General features: G+C 63.6%; 17 protein-coding genes. 8 read left to right on the top strand and 9 right to left on the bottom strand.

Going from position 1 to position 15610, the window contains the following annotated elements; translation table 11 throughout:
* The gene (locus DTX69_RS09390; RefSeq protein WP_162917036.1) at positions 1 to 1563 is read right to left on the bottom strand and encodes a gamma-glutamyltransferase; all 1563 of its coding nucleotides are present in this window, start codon (positions 1561 to 1563) and stop codon (positions 1 to 3) included.
* Between the two features lie 183 nt (positions 1564 to 1746).
* Here DTX69_RS09390 and DTX69_RS09385 point away from each other — a divergent pair, with 183 nt between their 5' ends.
* A complete protein-coding gene (locus DTX69_RS09385) occupies positions 1747 to 3147 on the top strand; it encodes a M48 family metalloprotease (protein ID WP_119301271.1) in 1401 nt (466 codons plus the stop codon).
* Positions 3148 to 3222: 75 nt separating this feature from the next.
* Positions 3223 to 3981 carry a DsbA family protein gene (locus tag DTX69_RS09380; protein WP_284735681.1) on the top strand — a complete coding sequence of 253 codons (759 nt, stop codon included), beginning with the start codon at positions 3223 to 3225 and terminating at the stop codon, positions 3979 to 3981.
* Positions 3982 to 3990: 9 nt separating this feature from the next.
* Here the strand turns inward: DTX69_RS09380 and DTX69_RS09375 are convergent, their stop codons facing one another.
* Positions 3991 to 4401, bottom strand: coding sequence for a VOC family protein (locus DTX69_RS09375; protein ID WP_119301269.1), 411 nt, complete (start codon positions 4399 to 4401; stop codon positions 3991 to 3993).
* A 171-nt stretch (positions 4402 to 4572) separates the two neighbouring features.
* Between DTX69_RS09375 and aroQ the strand changes: the two genes are divergently transcribed.
* From aroQ to accC, 3 genes are read left to right on the top strand one after another with little or no spacing between them, the layout of a single operon-like run.
* On the top strand, positions 4573 to 5031 hold the full coding sequence (aroQ, locus tag DTX69_RS09370; protein WP_284735658.1) for a type II 3-dehydroquinate dehydratase: 459 nt from the start codon (positions 4573 to 4575) through the stop codon (positions 5029 to 5031).
* Entirely contained in the window at positions 5028 to 5471 is a 444-nt protein-coding gene (gene accB / locus DTX69_RS09365) for an acetyl-CoA carboxylase biotin carboxyl carrier protein (protein ID WP_119301268.1), read from the top strand. Before aroQ ends, accB begins: the two co-directional genes overlap by 4 nt.
* A gap of 15 nt (positions 5472 to 5486) precedes the next feature.
* Positions 5487 to 6833 carry an acetyl-CoA carboxylase biotin carboxylase subunit gene (gene accC / locus DTX69_RS09360; RefSeq protein WP_119301267.1) on the top strand — a complete coding sequence of 449 codons (1347 nt, stop codon included), beginning with the start codon at positions 5487 to 5489 and terminating at the stop codon, positions 6831 to 6833.
* Positions 6834 to 6909: 76 nt separating this feature from the next.
* Here accC and DTX69_RS30075 read toward each other — a convergent pair whose 3' ends face one another.
* Together DTX69_RS30075 and DTX69_RS09355 are read right to left on the bottom strand one after the other, a co-directional pair.
* On the bottom strand, positions 6910 to 7137 hold the full coding sequence (locus DTX69_RS30075; RefSeq protein WP_162917034.1) for a hypothetical protein: 228 nt from the start codon (positions 7135 to 7137) through the stop codon (positions 6910 to 6912).
* Between the two features lie 74 nt (positions 7138 to 7211).
* Complete coding sequence (locus DTX69_RS09355) at positions 7212 to 7739, bottom strand: DinB family protein (RefSeq protein ID WP_119301266.1); 528 nt, start codon at positions 7737 to 7739, stop codon at positions 7212 to 7214.
* Positions 7740 to 7828: 89 nt separating this feature from the next.
* Between DTX69_RS09355 and aat the strand changes: the two genes are divergently transcribed.
* Positions 7829 to 8491 carry a leucyl/phenylalanyl-tRNA--protein transferase gene (gene aat / locus DTX69_RS09350; RefSeq protein ID WP_119301265.1) on the top strand — a complete coding sequence of 221 codons (663 nt, stop codon included), beginning with the start codon at positions 7829 to 7831 and terminating at the stop codon, positions 8489 to 8491.
* A gap of 5 nt (positions 8492 to 8496) precedes the next feature.
* Here aat and DTX69_RS09345 read toward each other — a convergent pair whose 3' ends face one another.
* From DTX69_RS09345 to DTX69_RS09325, 5 genes are all read right to left on the bottom strand, one after another.
* On the bottom strand, positions 8497 to 8940 hold the full coding sequence (locus DTX69_RS09345; protein WP_284735657.1) for a DUF2155 domain-containing protein: 444 nt from the start codon (positions 8938 to 8940) through the stop codon (positions 8497 to 8499).
* 11 nt (positions 8941 to 8951) lie between these two features.
* On the bottom strand, positions 8952 to 9206 hold the full coding sequence (locus DTX69_RS09340; protein WP_119301263.1) for a hypothetical protein: 255 nt from the start codon (positions 9204 to 9206) through the stop codon (positions 8952 to 8954).
* A gap of 18 nt (positions 9207 to 9224) precedes the next feature.
* Positions 9225 to 9686 carry an outer membrane lipid asymmetry maintenance protein MlaD gene (gene mlaD, locus DTX69_RS09335; RefSeq protein ID WP_119301262.1) on the bottom strand — a complete coding sequence of 154 codons (462 nt, stop codon included), beginning with the start codon at positions 9684 to 9686 and terminating at the stop codon, positions 9225 to 9227.
* Positions 9687 to 9752: 66 nt separating this feature from the next.
* Positions 9753 to 10106: an NADH:ubiquinone oxidoreductase subunit NDUFA12 gene (locus DTX69_RS09330; RefSeq protein ID WP_119301261.1), complete on the bottom strand. Its 354-nt coding sequence runs from the start codon at positions 10104 to 10106 to the stop codon at positions 9753 to 9755.
* Positions 10107 to 10207: 101 nt separating this feature from the next.
* Positions 10208 to 10732: a GNAT family N-acetyltransferase gene (locus tag DTX69_RS09325; RefSeq protein WP_119301469.1), complete on the bottom strand. Its 525-nt coding sequence runs from the start codon at positions 10730 to 10732 to the stop codon at positions 10208 to 10210.
* Between DTX69_RS09325 and DTX69_RS09320 the strand changes: the two genes are divergently transcribed.
* Positions 10722 to 11639 carry a DMT family transporter gene (locus DTX69_RS09320; RefSeq protein ID WP_162917033.1) on the top strand — a complete coding sequence of 306 codons (918 nt, stop codon included), beginning with the start codon at positions 10722 to 10724 and terminating at the stop codon, positions 11637 to 11639. The two genes, DTX69_RS09325 and DTX69_RS09320, sit on opposite strands and share 11 nt — an antisense overlap.
* Positions 11640 to 11910: 271 nt before the next feature.
* Entirely contained in the window at positions 11911 to 15609 is a 3699-nt protein-coding gene (locus tag DTX69_RS09315; RefSeq protein ID WP_119301259.1) for a vitamin B12-dependent ribonucleotide reductase, read from the top strand.
* Position 15610: the final 1 nt, after the last annotated feature.

Below are 15610 nucleotides of genomic sequence, written 5' to 3'. Positions count from 1 at the left end.
CTACCTGCCGCTCACCAGGGTGGCCAGGCCGTTGCCGCGATAGTCATTGCGCAGCTGGCATGAATCCGGGTCGCTTGGCGTGCCGCGCGGGCAGAAGATCGCGTTGACGCGGCCAAGCGCCTCTCTTTGCTCGGCCTGATAGCCGGCGGCAGACAATGCGGCTGACGGATTGTCGTCGCCGCTGACATCGAAATAGACCACGTCCGGATCAACACCGTGATAGACGCGCGAGCGGAGCATCGCAGCCTCCAGTGGCACACGTTCCTTCGTCACCGCATAGAGCAGCTCCGCCTGGGCCAGCACGCCGGCCATGCCGCCTGACGTCGCGGAGGCGTAGTAGAGTTCGCCGTTGTTATCGTTGGCCATGATCATCGGAGCCAGCGCCGAGAAGCCGAAGCCCCGGTCGGAGGGCGCCGGTGCGAGAATTATCCCTGTTCCTTGCGCGATGCGACCCGCGCCGAACAAGGCGTTCATGGTGAAGTTGCACGCGACTCCCAGCCCTTCCGCATCAACCGCGACGATACCCGCCGCGAACGGGTTCTCCGGCACGCGCTGCGCCGGGAATGGAAGGCTCGCTGCGGGCGTCCCGCGGCCGGACTGATGACCCTGCATCACCTGCGCGACATGCTGGTCGGAAATCAATGTGTCGCTCGGCTGTGTTACGTCGCCGTTCGGCTGCATCCATTGAGCGCGATTGGCGGTTAGCCGCAGGCTGGCATCGGCCAGGAAGGCGGCGCGATTGTTGTCGTCGGCTCCATCCAGCGCTTTCAGCATTTGCGCGACCGAGACACCGCCGGCTGCCGGCGGCTGCGGCAGGAAAACCTGCTGGTCACCCCACTTGATCGCGAGCGGCTTGTAGAATTTCGCTTGGACGCCGCGCAAATCCTCGATGGTCAGAGGCGCGCCGATCGCCTGGGCGCTTGCCGCCAATTGCTGCCCCAACACGCCGCCATAGAGCTCGTTCGGCCCCTTGGCCCTGATCTGCCCAAGCACGCCGGCCAGCTCGGGCTGCCGCAGATTGTCGCCTTCCCCGAGCATGCTGCCATCGGCGCGCGTGAACAACCCGGCCATCTGCGGATCGGCACGCAGCTTTCGCTCGGCCAGTGCCACGTCGCGCGCCAGCGCACGGCTGGCGGCCTCGCCGGTCTGTGCGATCGACTCCGCCGGCGCCACCAATTGGGCCCACGGGAGCTTGCCATAACGCGCCGACAGTGCGGCCATCCCGCGCGCCGAGGCCGGCACCGCGACCAAGCCGCCGGCGGCGGCCCGCGGCAGGAAGTCCAACACCTCGCTCGCGATTCTGTCTTCTTCCCCGCGGTGCACGACGCAGATGCCGCCGCCGCCCAGTCCAGCGGTCGATGGCATGGTCGCGGACATGACGAAATAGGCGGCTGCCACCGCGTCCGCCGCATTGCCCCCGGCGTTCAGGACCTCGCGGCCCACCAGGGCGGCACGGGGCTCGTCGGCCACAATGCCGCCATAAAAATCGTCCACCTCAAAAAGCTCGCCGGCATATTGGGCGCCCCCACGCGAGCAGGCCGCAATCGCCAGGACCGCCCCCACGAGGCCTCCCGCGATGCCCAGGGTACGCCTGAAGGCCGGTCGCCGCCCCATTCCGGTGGCCCCCGTGGGAGGTGTGTTTGCCTTGCCCGATGGGCCCCGGCCGATATGATGGCGCACGGACATAGAGGAAACTCCGCTCGACTTTAAGGTTTTAACGATTCGGCGGCGAGCATAAGTAGGACCATGGATGTGATCAACCGGCCTCCAGCCCGACCCCTGCCGGGCCCCCGAAGCGCGGCGCGGCGTGCCATCGGCCTTGTCCTGGCCGCTTCCCTGGCTCTTGCCCCAGTGTTCGAGGCCGAGGCCCAGTCGCGCCGGCTCAGCCTGATCCGCGATGCTGAGATTGAGGCGACCCTGCGGGCTTATGCGGATCCGATCTTCGCCGCGGCAGGCCTCGATACCTCGGCGGTGCAGGTCCACATCATCAACGACAAGCGGCTCAATGCATTCGTCTCCAACGGCATGCAGATCTTCATCCATACCGGGCTGCTGACGGAGACCAAGGCTCCGAACGAAGTGATCGGCGTCATCGCGCACGAGACCGGTCATATTGTGGGCGGCCACCTGGCGCGCCAGAAGGAGGAGCTGGAAAACCGTACCATCGAGTCGATCATCGGCATTCTGGCGGGCGTCGCCATCGGTGTGGCCACCGGTAGTGGCGAGGCTGGCGTCGGCGCTGCGACGCTGGGCCAGAGCATCGCGCAGCGAAACCTGCTGCAATATTCGCAGGCCCAGGAGGGCGCCGCCGATCAGGCCGCGTTCGGTCTGCTCGAAGCAACGCATCAGTCGCCGAAGGGCATGGTCGATTTCTTCCGCGTATTGGCGCGGCAGGAAGCGCTTTCCGCGATCAACCAGGATCCCTACATGCGCACGCACCCGCTCACGACCTCGCGGGTGGATTCTGCCGAGGCGGCGCTGCGGGCATCACCTTACGCCGATGCCAAGGACCCACCGGAACTGGTCGAGCGCCACGAACGGATGCTGGCGAAGCTGATCGGCTATCTCGAGCCGCTGAGCCGTGTCATGACCAAGTATCCGGAGAAGGATCAGAGGGTCGCGGCCCGTTATGCCCGCGCGATCGCCTATTTCCGCGCATCGCGCACCGAGGAAGCGCTCGCGGCGATGGACAGCCTGCTGGCCGAAGCGCCGAATGATCCGTTCTTCATCGAGCAGAAGGCGCAGATTCTCTATGACCGCGGCCGTCTTGCTGAGGCCCTGCCGCTCTATCAGCAGGCCCTTGATCTTGCCCCGCAGGAACCTTTGATCCGCATGGAACTGGCGGAAACGCAGGTGGGATTGGAGCACCCGGCGCTGCTCGAACCGGCAATTACAAACCTCAACGAAGTCGTGCGGCTGGAGCCGAAGAACGCTCGCGCGTTCCATCTGCTGGCGACGGCTTACGGCCGGTCCGGCAACACGCCCATGGCGGACTTGGCCCAGGCGGAGGAGTTCTTGGCCCGCGGCAAGAACAAGGACGCCAAGCGGTTCGCCGAACGCGCCCTGCAGGGCCTCAAGGTAGGCTCTCCGGGTTGGCTAAAGGCCCAGGACATCCAGTTCGCCGCCGACCAGGCCGAGGAAGATTGACAAGTTCGTGATGCGGGTGGCGCGGCCCCTGCCCGGGCCGCTATGCTATCGGCGGCTGCTTCCCTGTTGAAAGACGTGATCCCCATGCGCGCGATCCTGATCGCACTTGCCCTGTTCCTTGCCGCCATCGGCGGCTACGCCTTCAAGGAGTTTGCGGTCGCCCGCAACGCCGCGGAGGTCCCGACCTCCATCGATCAGCAGATCTCGCAATACCTAAAGAACCATCCCGAAGAGGTGATGACTGCGCTCAGGCTCGCGCAGGCAAAAGAGGAGCGTCGCAAAAAGGACGAGGCCCAGCAGGCGCTAGACGTGCAGCAGGATCAGATTTTCAACAATCCGGCCGATCCGGTGCTCGGCAATCTGCAGGGTGATGTCACGGTGGTCGAGTTCTTCGACTATCGCTGCCCTTACTGCAAGCGGGTTGCGGATTCGCTGATGCAGCTGCTGAAGGACGACCCCAACATCAAGCTCGTGTTCAAGGAGTTCCCGATCCTCGGTCCTGAGTCGGTCGTCGCGGCGAAGGTCGCGCTGGCTGCGCACCGCCAGGGCAAATACGAGCAAGTGCACACGGCTTTCATGTCCCACAAGGGCTCGTTCGATCAGGCCACGCTATTGGACCTCGCCGCATCGGTTGGTGCCGATCGGGCACGACTGGCGACTGACATGCAGGATCCCGCCATCCTGGGCCTTTTGCAGGCCAACGAATCCCTCGCCGCGGCGCTCGACATCACCGGAACGCCGGGTTTCCTGTTCGGAAAGCAGCTGGTTCCCGGCGCTGTTTCGCTGGACGATATGAAGGAGCTGGTCTCGGCCGCGCGGGCCCAGGCCGGCTAGCCGGCGCCGCTAGCTTTTCACGCGTGTGATGACGACAGACGGAGCCGATCGCTCGATCGGTCCGTGACAGACCGCCTCGATATTGTTGCCGTCAGGATCGAGCACAAAGGCACCGTAGTAACCGGGATGATAGTGCCGTTCGCCGGGAGCGCCGTTGTCGCGGCCGCCGGCTGTTAGCGCCGCTGCATGGAAGCGGTGGACTGCATCTCGATCCGCCGCCTGGAACGCGAGGTGCAGCCCGCTGGTGACCGGTTCGCCGTGACTGAGGCACAGCTCGTCCGCTTCAATAAGCTCGCCATAGTCCTGCGCTGGCGGCAATCCAAGGGCGTCCAGCACGGCGTCATAGAACCGGCGGCTGGCCGGGAGATCCTTCACTTTGAGGTGGACGTGGTCGATCAGGCGCCCGACATGATAGCTCATCGCGAACTCCCATCCTGCGTATGGCGGCGACACACTCGTCCACCAAACGGGGCGCATGGCTAGACGTTCCCGTGCGAGCGGCGCTTGCAGGTCCGGTCGCCGGCCCGCATTGCGCCGGCCAATGGCCGCCGCTATAAGGACTCGGATTTTCGCAGCCGCGGGGGAAGGGTCTTGGCGAAGCCGCCTAAGGTTTTGATTCTGAACGGCCCGAACCTCAACATGCTGGGGGTGCGGGAGACTGCGATCTATGGCACCGATACCCTTGCCGATATTGAGCGCACATGTACGCGCCGCGCCAAGGAACTCAGCCTCGCCGTCGATTTCCGCCAGTCCAATCTGGAAGGTGAGCTGGTGACCTGGATCCAGGAGGCGCGCACCGGCGCGGACGGCATCGTCATCAACCCCGGCGCCTATGGCCATACTTCGATCGCCTTGTTGGACGCGCTGCGCATGGCCGACAAGCCGGTGGTCGAACTGCATTTGTCCAACATCCACCGCCGCGAGGCCTTCCGCCACCACACCTATACCAGCCAAGCCGCCACCGGAGTGATTTGCGGCTTTGGCGCGCACGGCTATGTACTGGCGCTGGAGGCAATGGCGGAGCTGATCAGCGAGAAAGACCGCGCATGACCAAGTTCGACATCGATGAGGCATTGATCCGCAAGCTGGCCAAGCTCCTCAAGGAGACCGGCCTCACCGAGATCGAGTTCGAGACCGACGATGCCCGCATCCGCGTGAATGCCGGCGCAAGCGGTCCGCTGGTTGTAGCCTCCCCGGCTGCAGCTCCGGTTGCCGCGCCTGCCGCCGCGGTAGCGCCGGCCGCCGATGTACCAGCCGCTGGGTCCGTGTCCTCACCCATGGTAGGCACAGCGTATCTGGCACCTGAGCCGAATTCCCCCGCGTTTGTGAAGGTCGGCGATCGGGTCGCCAAGGGGCAGACCATCCTCATCATCGAAGCCATGAAGGTGATGAACCCGATTCCGGCGCCCCATGCCGGCACGATCACCCAGATCCTGGTCCAGGACGGCCAGCCGGTGGAGTTCGGCGAGCCGCTGATGGTCATCGCCTAGGATCGGCATCAGGCGATGTTTGAAAAGATCCTGATCGCCAATCGCGGAGAGATTGCGCTTCGCATCCATCGCGCCTGCCGCGAGATGGGCATTCGTACGGTCGCCGTGCATTCCGTTGCCGACGCCGACGCCATGCATGTGCGTCTTGCCGATGAGAGTGTGTGCATCGGCCCCGCGCCGTCGCGCGAATCCTATCTCAACATGCCGGCTATCATTTCAGCCGCCACCATCACCGGCGCCGACGCGATCCATCCCGGCATCGGGTTCCTGTCGGAGAATGCGCGCTTCGCCGCAATGGTGGAGGAGCATGGCTTCACCTTCATCGGCCCCGCCCCCGATCACCTGTCGCTAATGGGCGACAAGGTGCAGGCGAAGGATGCCGCCATCCGCTTCGGCATCCCAGTCGTGCCCGGTTCGGAAGGCGAGGTGAAGGACGAGGTCGATGCCAAGCGCTGGGCCAAGAAGATCGGCTATCCGATCCTGATCAAGGCGGCTGCGGGCGGTGGCGGCAAGGGCATGCGCGTCGCCAATGACGAGAGCGAGATCTCGCAGGCCTGGTCGATGGCGCGCAGCGAAGCGATGAAGTCGTTCGGCAACGACGCCGTCTATATGGAGAAATACCTCTCCCATCCGCGTCATATCGAGATCCAGATCCTGGCCGACAATCACGGCAACGTCGTGCATCTGGGTGAACGCGACTGCTCGCTCCAGCGCCGCCATCAGAAGCTGGTGGAGGAGGCGCCTTCGCCCGCGCTCAATAGCAAACAGCGCGCTGAGATCGGCGAGATCGCAAGCGCCGCGATGCGCAAGATGGGCTATCGCTCCGTCGGCACAATCGAGTTCCTGTTCCAGGATGGCGAGTTCTATTTTATAGAGATGAACACCCGCCTGCAGGTGGAGCATCCGGTGACCGAGATGATCACCGGCATTGATCTGGTGCGCGAGCAGATCCGCGTCGCATCTGGTGCGCCACTCGGCATGACGCAGGCCGACATCTCCTTCAACGGCCATGCCATCGAGTGCCGTATCAATGCCGAGAACCCGGAGACCTTTGCACCCTCACCCGGCAGGGTCACCGAGTTTCACGCTCCGGGCGGCCTCGGCGTGCGGGTGGATTCGGCGCTCTATGGCGGCTATCGGGTGCCGCCGCACTATGACAGCCTGATCGCCAAGCTGATCGTGCATGGCCGCAGTCGCAACGAATGCATGATGCGCCTGCGCCGCGCACTCGAGGAAATGGTGATCAACGGCATCCACACCTCGATCCCCGTGCACCGCCGCATCATCGGTGCCCCCGACTTCCTCAACGGCAGCTACGACATACGCTGGCTGGAGAAATTCGTCGCCGAACAGCAAGCCTGAAGCGCCGGAAAAAAACCGCCAAAAACAGGAGCGCCGGCTGCAAGGCCGGCGCTCGAAACCACACGACGCGCGACGACTATTCCTGTGTCTGAACGGTCGTCTGCTTTGTCTGGTTTTGTGTCAGGATCACTGCGTCTTCCGTGGCCGCACCCGTCGAAGCGGGTGCAGGCGTCGATTGGGCAGCCGGCGCCGGCGTGCTTTGGCTTTGCGCCGTTACGCTGGAATGACCCGGACATTCGGCGAACGCCGGAGCCGCGACCAGGACAGCCGCGAGCCCCAGCGCCAGCCTTGAAACATATTTCATGGGCACCTCCTCTCGCTATGACGGTCGGGAATTCATCCTGACCGCTTCGACGCAAATGTAAAGGCCTCCCCTGATCACAACTGCGTCGCGCTCAGCACCCTCCCGTCATAGAGCGCAGGCAACCATGGCAAATCCGTGACACCCGGATCGATCCCGAGTTGCTTCATCAGGGCCGTCAATTGGCCGCGGTGATGGGTTCCGTGATTGAACATGTGCGTCACCAGCACCCAGCGTGGCAGGATACGCGTCTTGCCGTCACTGACGCTGATAAAGGACATCGTCTCGGAGAGCCACTCTTCGGTGACCTGGGCCGCCCAGGCGCCAATGCGGTTATCCATGGCGCGCCGGGCGGCGTCCAGCTCGCTCCAGGATTCGTAGACGATGTCGCCGATTCCATTGGTCGGCATGGGGCTGCCGGTGAACCGCCCCATCCAGGCGACATCGCCATAGATCAGATGGTCGAAAGTGCCGTGAACCGACTTGAAGAACGCACCCAGGTCGCGCTTACGCTCGGCGTCGCTGAGCCCGCCGCACAGATCCAGCATGCGCCCGTTCATCCACGAGCCATAGGCGGCCATCGTCCGGACATAGATCGGTGTCATGCCTTCTCCTTCCCGCTGTTCACGCCTGAGCGTGGCGACTATGCCACGGCCGCTGTTTGCGTTAGGCTTGTGTTGTTAGAGGAGGCGCCATGTCGAACCGTGCTGGCTCGCCCCGCATTACGCCGGAGATGCTGCTCCGGGCTTACGCCATTGGGATCTTCCCCATGGCCGAATCGCGGCACGATCCGCATCTCTATTGGATCGACCCGGATGCGCGCGGCATCCTGCCCCTCGACGATTTCCATGTTCCGCGCAGCCTCAAGAAGACCGTTCTGAAAGGGTCGTTCCAGGTGACGGCCGACCGCGCCTTTGAGGACGTGGTGGCCGGCTGCGCCGAACCGGCCCCCGGCCGCCGGCAGACCTGGATCAACGACACGATCTTCGACCTGTGCCGGAAGCTGCACGTCATGGGCTATGCCCACTCGGTCGAAACCTGGCTGGATGGCGAGCTGGTGGGCGGGCTCTATGGTGTGGCGCTCGGCGGAGCGTTCTTCGGCGAAAGCATGTTCAGCCGTGAGACCGACGCCAGCAAGGTGGCCCTGGTGCACCTGGTGGCACGGCTGAAGCGGGGCGGCTTTGCCCTGCTCGACACCCAGTTTGTCACCAAGCACCTGGAACGTTTCGGCGCGATTGAGATCTCGCGCGACATCTACCGCAAGCACCTCACCGAGGCGCTGAAGCATCGCGCGTCCTTCCCGACCGAACTGCCGATGAATGCGCTCTCGGAGACGCTGAACGGGATCGCCCGGTAGCGAGTCTAGTCGGCAGGCGCCGCCTCTTCTGGCAGGGCCTCTCCTTGCGACGCCGGCGCTTGTTCCGGCTGAGGCCCCTGCTCCGCCTCGGCAGTGCCCTTGTTCTCGCAATCCAGCACCCACAGGTCATAGACCGGATGCTCCATCGCAGAGAGTGCTGGACTGGACGCGAACATCCAGCCGGAGAAACGCGTCACCGGCTGCTCGCCCGGCTTCTGCTCGACCACCTGCAGGAAGGCGGCACTTTCTGGCGTCTCCTCGGGCGGACGCTTGTCGCAGGCCCGCAAGGTGATCTGTAGCGACCCGAAACTGACGGTCTCGCCCACGGCCACCTTGATCGTAGAGATACGGGCCGTGATCTTGTCGAGGCCCTGCAGCACGGCCTCTTCCATCTGGATCGCGTACGCGGGCGTTGCTGCGGCGACCAGGGCCGCCACAACGGGGGCCATCGGCCAAAGTCTCATTTCTGCTTCCGGTAGGGGTTCTGCAAATCCTCGATCACGCTTTGGAGGACGGCGCGCACCTGCGCCTCGTCGCATCCCATCAGGATGGCGTCCTCCAGCGCGTCCTGCGCCAGTTGCCGGATCTCATCGAGATTCTGGTTCAATACTTTGATCTTTTCGACGCAGGAGACGGGATTGCCGTCCGGCTGCCGCCAAACGCGGCCACCTTTGCTTTCCCGCTCGCCGACCTTGTCCTTGCTCTTGGATGACATGAGCACCTATCTCTGCGGCTAGTTGCTGGCGCCGCCGCTATCTGTGCCAACCACGAACTTGTTGATCAAATCCGCCAAATTTATGGCGCCCTGCACATTGCGGATGCGATCGCCCGCAGCCAGCATCTCTGTATCGCCCCCGATATTCAGCAGGATGTAGTTGTCGCCCAGCAAGCCATCGCTGGTAACGACGGCGGAGGTATCCTTCGGCAGCTTGACCGAATCATCCATCTCGATCGTCACCACCGCCTGATAGGCCTTCGGATCGAATTGCTGATTGATGACCGTGCCCACCTTGACGCCGGCGATCCGAACATCGGTACCGATGCCGGTCGATCCGCCACTATCGAACCGCAGCTCCAGCTGATAGCCGCTCGCTTCCGCGCCGACATTGGTCTGCGAGTAGACCAGAAACAGGAAATATCCCGCGACCAGCAGCACCACGGCGCCGAGAACGGTTTCGAGTGTGTTTCGCTCCATGGCCCTCTCGTTCCCTCCTGTCCCGGCGGGAACAGCCCCACCTGTTCCCTTGCCATCGTTCCGATATCAGTTCGGTACCCAGGGCTCGTAATCGCCGCTGCCCGGTGCCCGCGCGCCCCCTTTGAGAATATGACCGGGCGGCCGGTAGGCCAGATCGGTGCCGGTCAGGTTCGGCACATGCGGCTTCTGCCAGGGCCGTTGCGGCGCGCGGCTGACCGGCACTTGTACAATCGTGCGATGCAGCCAGGCATTCCACTCCGGTGGCACCTTGCTGGCCTCCGGGATGCCCTTGTAGAGCACCCAGCGCCGTTCCCGTTGCTTTCCCTTGGTGCGCTTGTCGACATAGTAACGGTTGCCGAACTCGTCGGTGCCGACATGCTCGCCGTGCAGCCAGGTAAAGACGCGGGTACCAAAAGACATGGGACTTGTTGGCCTCGAAATCACGAAACGCCGCGGACTATATCGGCGGGTCCGGGCTCTGGCAAGCCGACCTAAAACCCGGCCCGGCCGCCAAGTAGCCGTCAAATCAGGGTTTTCTGCAGTTCGACATAGGTCGGATAGGCGAACCCGGCGTGGCAGTGCTGGGCACGCTCCACGAACCCCAGCGCCTGGAAGAACGCACGATTCTCAGTCAGGGCGAGGCGCGTCTCCACCCCGAGGCGGGAGATCCCGAGCCGACGCGCCACCTCCTCCGCCTCGGCCACGAGCGCGCGGCCGACTCCGGCGCCCCGCTCCCCCGGTTCGACCGCCAGCCGGCGGGCAAAGACGATATCGGGGCGTTGCTGGACTGAAACGCAGCCGATGACCCTGCCCGCACGCCGAGCGACGACGACCGATTCCGTCTCCAGGACCGATCTGATCGAATCCGTGCTTTCCCTGAGCGCACTCGGCTCCGGCTGCAGCCTGCCGCGATATTGCGCAAAAGCGCGGCGGATCAGCGCTGCGATCGCCTCGGCCTCCTCCGCACGCGCTGGACCAATCGATACGGGGTTGCTCTCTGCCGGCTCTTTCCGCACCTTGCCGTCCTTCCGACTCGTGGGGGCCATCCTGTCGTCTTCCGAACTCGCCGACCAGCGCCGCAAGCGACTCCTGGGACTCGGCGCAACGTTGCTGGCGGCACTTTTCGTCAGCCTGGTTACGACCTTTGCGCGGATCACTTACGATGACGGAAGTAATCCCGCGACGCAGGTCTTCCTGCGCTCCCTCTGTATGATGCTGGTGCTGGGTGGCCTGCAATGTGCGCTGGGGCGCAGGCTTATGCTGCCGCGCCGCACCATCCTGACCACCATCGGACTCGGCCTCTGCATCCTCGTGATGTCATTCGGCTATCTCTCCTCGGTCTTCTACATCAGCGTCAGCCTGGCGGTGCTGCTCCTTTATACCTACCCACTGATGGTTGGCATTGCTTCGCCCCTGCTCGGGCGGGAGCGCATGACCTGGATCAAGGCGCTCTGCCTAGTCGGCGCTTTTGCCGGACTCGTGGTTGCTTCTTCAGAAGCATTCGGGACCCTCGACTGGCGCGGCATTGCACTCGCGTTAGCCGCCGCGGGTGGTGTCGCCTTCATTGCGCTGTTCGGCGGCAGTGCCATGTCGTACGCGCACCCGTTCGTCATGAATGCGTGGATGAACCTCTGGGTCGTGCTAGCCGTGGCGGTCTATTTGGGCTTCAGCGGCGGACCACAATTCCCGCAAACATTTGACGGCTGGCTGGCAACCTTGGCCGTCTGCTTTTGCTATACACTCGGTCTCTTGTTCCTGTTTCTCGGCTTGATGCTGATCTCGCCGGCGCAGTCGGCGCTCACCATGAACCTGGAGCCGCTTTTCTCGACCCTCGCTGCAATTCTGCTGCTGCACGAAGCGATCGCCCTTCGGCAGTGGATCGGCATGGCTATGCTTTTGATCTTTCTCGCGATTTCGACGCTCGCCGGAATGTCGCGACGCGGAAAAGCCTGAAATTGCTGACACTACTTATCCACAGGCAGGCGCAACACCTACAAGATGCTGGGGGGAGCCACTAGATCTAGGTTCGTCAAGTGCCAAATGTGACAATATGTAGAAATGTTTGCTTGCGCCGACGCGCTGCCCGCGCTCAATATTAAGCATGTCGCTGCGGGGCCACCCGCAAAATATAGCGGCCGATCTAAACAACTTAGACCACTTTGTTGAAGCGGTTTCTTCAGCGGGGTGGAGGATTCCGCGTCAGCGGGCTTAGCGGGGGATTAGCATGCGCATCGAACGCCGTTTCACCAAAGCCGACCAGTCTCCTTACGCGGAGATTGCGTTCCAGAGGACCACCAGCGAGATCCGCAACCCGGATGGCTCGATCGTCTTCCAGCTGAAGGACATCGAGGTTCCGGCCGAATGGTCGCAGGTCGCCTCCGACGTGCTGGCGCAGAAATACTTCCGCAAAGCCGGTGTGCCGGCGAAGCTGCGCCCGGTCGTGGAGCGCGACGTGCCCGAGTGGCTGTGGCGCAAGGAGGCCGACCGCGAAGAGTTGCTGAAGCTGCCCGCCGAGGACCGCTATGTGGGCGAGCATTCCGCCCAGCAGGTATTCGATCGCCTGGCCGGCACCTGGACTTATTGGGGCTGGAAGGGCGGCTATTTCGATTCGGAGGAGGATGCCCGCGCCTTCTTCGACGAGATGCGCTTCATGCTCGCCCTCCAGATGGGCGCGCCGAACTCGCCGCAATGGTTCAACACCGGCCTGCACTGGGCCTATGGCATCGACGGACCGGCCCAGGGCCACTACTACGTCGACTTCCGCACCGGCATGCTGACCGCCTCGGCGTCGGCATACGAGCATCCGCAGCCTCATGCCTGCTTCATCCAGGGCGTCGCCGACGATCTGGTGAACGAAGGCGGCATCATGGATCTCTGGGTGCGCGAGGCGCGCCTGTTCAAATACGGCTCCGGCACCGGCTCGAACTTCTCCAAGCTCCGCGGTGCGAATGAGAAGCTGTCGGGCGGCGGCAAGTCCTCCGGTCTCATGAGCTTCCTCAAGATCGGCGATCGCGCCGCCGGCGCCATCAAGTCCGGCGGCACGACCCGCCGCGCCGCCAAGATGGTGACGGTGGACCTCGATCACCCGGACATCGAGGAATACATCGACTGGAAGGTGGTGGAGGAGCAGAAGGTCGCGGCCTTGGTCGCCGGTTCGCAGGCGTGCAACGTCCACCTCAACCGCGTGATGAAGGCTGCCCATTCCGGTGAGGGCGAGGGCAAGTTCGATCCTCAGAAGAACCCCGCACTGAAGGCCGCGATCCGCGAGGCGCGCAAGTCCAAGATCTCCGAGAACTACATCCAGCGCGTGATCCACTTCGCGCAGCAGGGCTACAAGCAGATCGATTTCAGGACCTACGACACCGACTGGGACAGCGAGGCCTACCTCACCGTCTCCGGCCAGAACTCGAACAACTCGGTCCGGATCAGCAACGACTTCATCCAGAAGGTGATCGAGGATGGCGACTGGAACCTGATCCGCCGCACCGATCACAAGGTCCACAAGACCGTGAAGGCACGCGACCTGTGGGAGAAGATCGGCGCCGCGGCCTGGCAGTCGGCCGACCCGGGCGTGCAGTTCGACACCACGATCAACGAATGGCACACCTGCCCGGAATCGGGGCGCATCAATGCCTCCAACCCGTGCTCGGAATACATGTTCCTGGACGACACGGCCTGCAATCTCGCCTCGCTCAACCTGATGACGTTCCTCAAGGAAGACGGCCGGGTTGACATCGAGGCCTACAGCCACGCCGTGCGCCTGTGGACTATCGTGCTCGAGATCTCGGTCATGATGGCACAGTTCCCGTCCAAGGAGATCGCGCAGCTCTCCTATGACTTCCGTACCCTCGGCCTCGGCTACGCCAATGTCGGCGGCCTCTTGATGGCCATGGGGCTGCCCTATAACAGCGACGAGGGCCGCGCACTGACCGCAGCCTTGACCGCGATCATGACCGGCGTCTCCTACGCCACGTCGGCGGAAATGGCCGGAGAGCTCGGCACCTTCCCAAGCTTCGACAAGAACCGCGAGGCGATGCTGCGGGTCATCCGCAATCACCGCCGCGCCGCCTACGGCGAGACCGCGGACTATGAAGGCCTCTCGGTCCTCCCGGTCGTGCTGGATCACGACAATTGCCCGGATGCCGCTTTGCTCGATGCCGCGCATCAGGCGTGGGATCAGGCGCTGACGCTGGGCGAGCTGCACGGCTATCGCAATGCCCAAGCCACGGTGATCGCGCCGACCGGCACGATTGGCTTGGTCATGGATTGCGACACCACCGGCATCGAACCCGACTTCGCGCTGGTCAAATACAAGAAGCTGGCCGGCGGCGGTTACTTCAAGATCATCAACCGCACGGTTCCGGCTGCTCTGCACAAGCTGGGCTATGCGGAGGACGAGATCGAAGAGATTATCCGCTACGCCGTTGGCCACGGCACGCTCTCCGACGCGCCCGGCATCAACCACGATGCGCTGAAGGCGAAGGGCTTTACCACCGGCTCAATCCAGGCGATCGAGAACGCGCTCGGCTCTGCTTTCGATATCCGCTTCGTGTTCAACAAGTGGACGCTGGGCGAGGAGTTCTGCCAGGCTGCCCTCGGCCTCACCACAGAGCAGCTGAACGATCCGACGTTCGACATGCTCGCGACCCTGGGTTTCACCAGGGCCGAGATCGAGGCGGCCAACACCTACTGCTCCGGCGCCATGACGCTGGAAGGCGCGCCGTTCCTCAAGGAAGAGCATCTGGCGATCTTCGACTGCGCCAATCCGTGCGGCCGCATCGGCAAGCGCTATCTGTCGGTGGAAAGCCACATCCGCATGATGGCGGCGGCGCAAAGCTTCATCTCTGGCGCCATCTCCAAGACCATCAACATGCCGAACCAGAGCACGGTCGAGTCCTGCAAGGACGCCTACATGCTCTCGTGGCGGCTCGGCATCAAGGCAAACGCGCTCTATCGCGACGGCTCCAAGCTGTCGCAGCCGCTCGCCAGCTCGGTCCTCGGCGATGACGATCTGGTCGAGGACGTGATCGAAGCGCCGGCCGCGGCCCGCGCCCCGATCGTGGCGGAGCGGATCGTCGAGCGCATCATCGAGCGCCAGGTCCAGCAGGGCCGCAAGCGCCTGCCGGAACGCCGCAAGGGCTATACGCAGAAGGCCATTGTCGGCGGCCACAAGGTCTATCTGCGCACCGGCGAATACGAGGATGGCACGCTGGGCGAAGTCTTCATCGACATGCACAAGGAAGGTGCCGCCTTCCGTAGCCTGATGAACAACTTCGCGATCGCGATCTCGATCGGCCTGCAGTACGGCGTGCCGCTCGAGGAGTATGTCGAGGCCTACACCTTCACGCGGTTCGAGCCGAACGGCATCGTCGAAGGTAACGACGCAATCAAGATGTCGACCTCGATCCTGGACTACATGTTCCGGGAGCTCGCCATCTCCTATCTCGGGCGCAACGACCTGGCGCACGTCCAGTCGCACGACCTCTATCCCGATGCGCTGGGGAGCGGCGTGGCGCAGAGCGACCTGCCCGAATCGCAGCGTGAGATCGCCAGCGTGAAGCGGATCGCTTCCACCGGCTATGTGCGCTCGAACCTGGTGGTGCTCTCCAACGTCGCGCGTGGCGCTGTTGTCGGCAACACGGCCCTGGCGCCGAGCCCGCACGAAGTCCATAGCCATGCGCACGGACATGGTCAGGACGAGACGCAGCTTCATGTGCACATGGAGCGCCATGAGGAGGTGGATGCGCTGATTGCCTCGAACGACCTCGCCAGGGAGATCGAGAGCAAACTTGACCGCATCCGCGAAGCCAAGATGAAAGGCTATGAGGGTGATGCCTGCGGCGAATGCGGCAACTTCACGCTCGTGCGAAATGGGACGTGCATGAAATGCACGACCTGCGGATCAACAAGCGGGTGTTCGTAAG

The organism is Dongia deserti (assembly GCF_003574735.1).
Lineage (GTDB): Bacteria > Pseudomonadota > Alphaproteobacteria > Dongiales > Dongiaceae > Dongia_A > Dongia_A deserti.
The sequence above is the reverse complement of the archived record's forward strand: the minus strand, read 5'-3'. Positions and strand labels throughout refer to the sequence as shown.

Coding starts and splice junctions, on each gene's coding strand:
- DTX69_RS09385 (WP_119301271.1), top strand. CDS start 1,747: ATGGATGTGATCAACCGGCCTCCAGCCCGACCCCTGCCGGGCCCCCGA.
- DTX69_RS09375 (WP_119301269.1), bottom strand. CDS start 4,401: ATGAGCTATCATGTCGGGCGCCTGATCGACCACGTCCACCTCAAAGTG.
- accB (WP_119301268.1), top strand. CDS start 5,028: ATGACCAAGTTCGACATCGATGAGGCATTGATCCGCAAGCTGGCCAAG.
- accC (WP_119301267.1), top strand. CDS start 5,487: ATGTTTGAAAAGATCCTGATCGCCAATCGCGGAGAGATTGCGCTTCGC.
- DTX69_RS30075 (WP_162917034.1), bottom strand. CDS start 7,137: ATGAAATATGTTTCAAGGCTGGCGCTGGGGCTCGCGGCTGTCCTGGTC.
- DTX69_RS09355 (WP_119301266.1), bottom strand. CDS start 7,739: ATGACACCGATCTATGTCCGGACGATGGCCGCCTATGGCTCGTGGATG.
- aat (WP_119301265.1), top strand. CDS start 7,829: ATGTCGAACCGTGCTGGCTCGCCCCGCATTACGCCGGAGATGCTGCTC.
- DTX69_RS09345 (WP_284735657.1), bottom strand. CDS start 8,940: ATGGCCCCCGTTGTGGCGGCCCTGGTCGCCGCAGCAACGCCCGCGTAC.
- DTX69_RS09340 (WP_119301263.1), bottom strand. CDS start 9,206: ATGTCATCCAAGAGCAAGGACAAGGTCGGCGAGCGGGAAAGCAAAGGT.
- mlaD (WP_119301262.1), bottom strand. CDS start 9,686: ATGGAGCGAAACACACTCGAAACCGTTCTCGGCGCCGTGGTGCTGCTG.
- DTX69_RS09330 (WP_119301261.1), bottom strand. CDS start 10,106: ATGTCTTTTGGTACCCGCGTCTTTACCTGGCTGCACGGCGAGCATGTC.
- DTX69_RS09325 (WP_119301469.1), bottom strand. CDS start 10,732: ATGGCCCCCACGAGTCGGAAGGACGGCAAGGTGCGGAAAGAGCCGGCA.
- DTX69_RS09315 (WP_119301259.1), top strand. CDS start 11,911: ATGCGCATCGAACGCCGTTTCACCAAAGCCGACCAGTCTCCTTACGCG.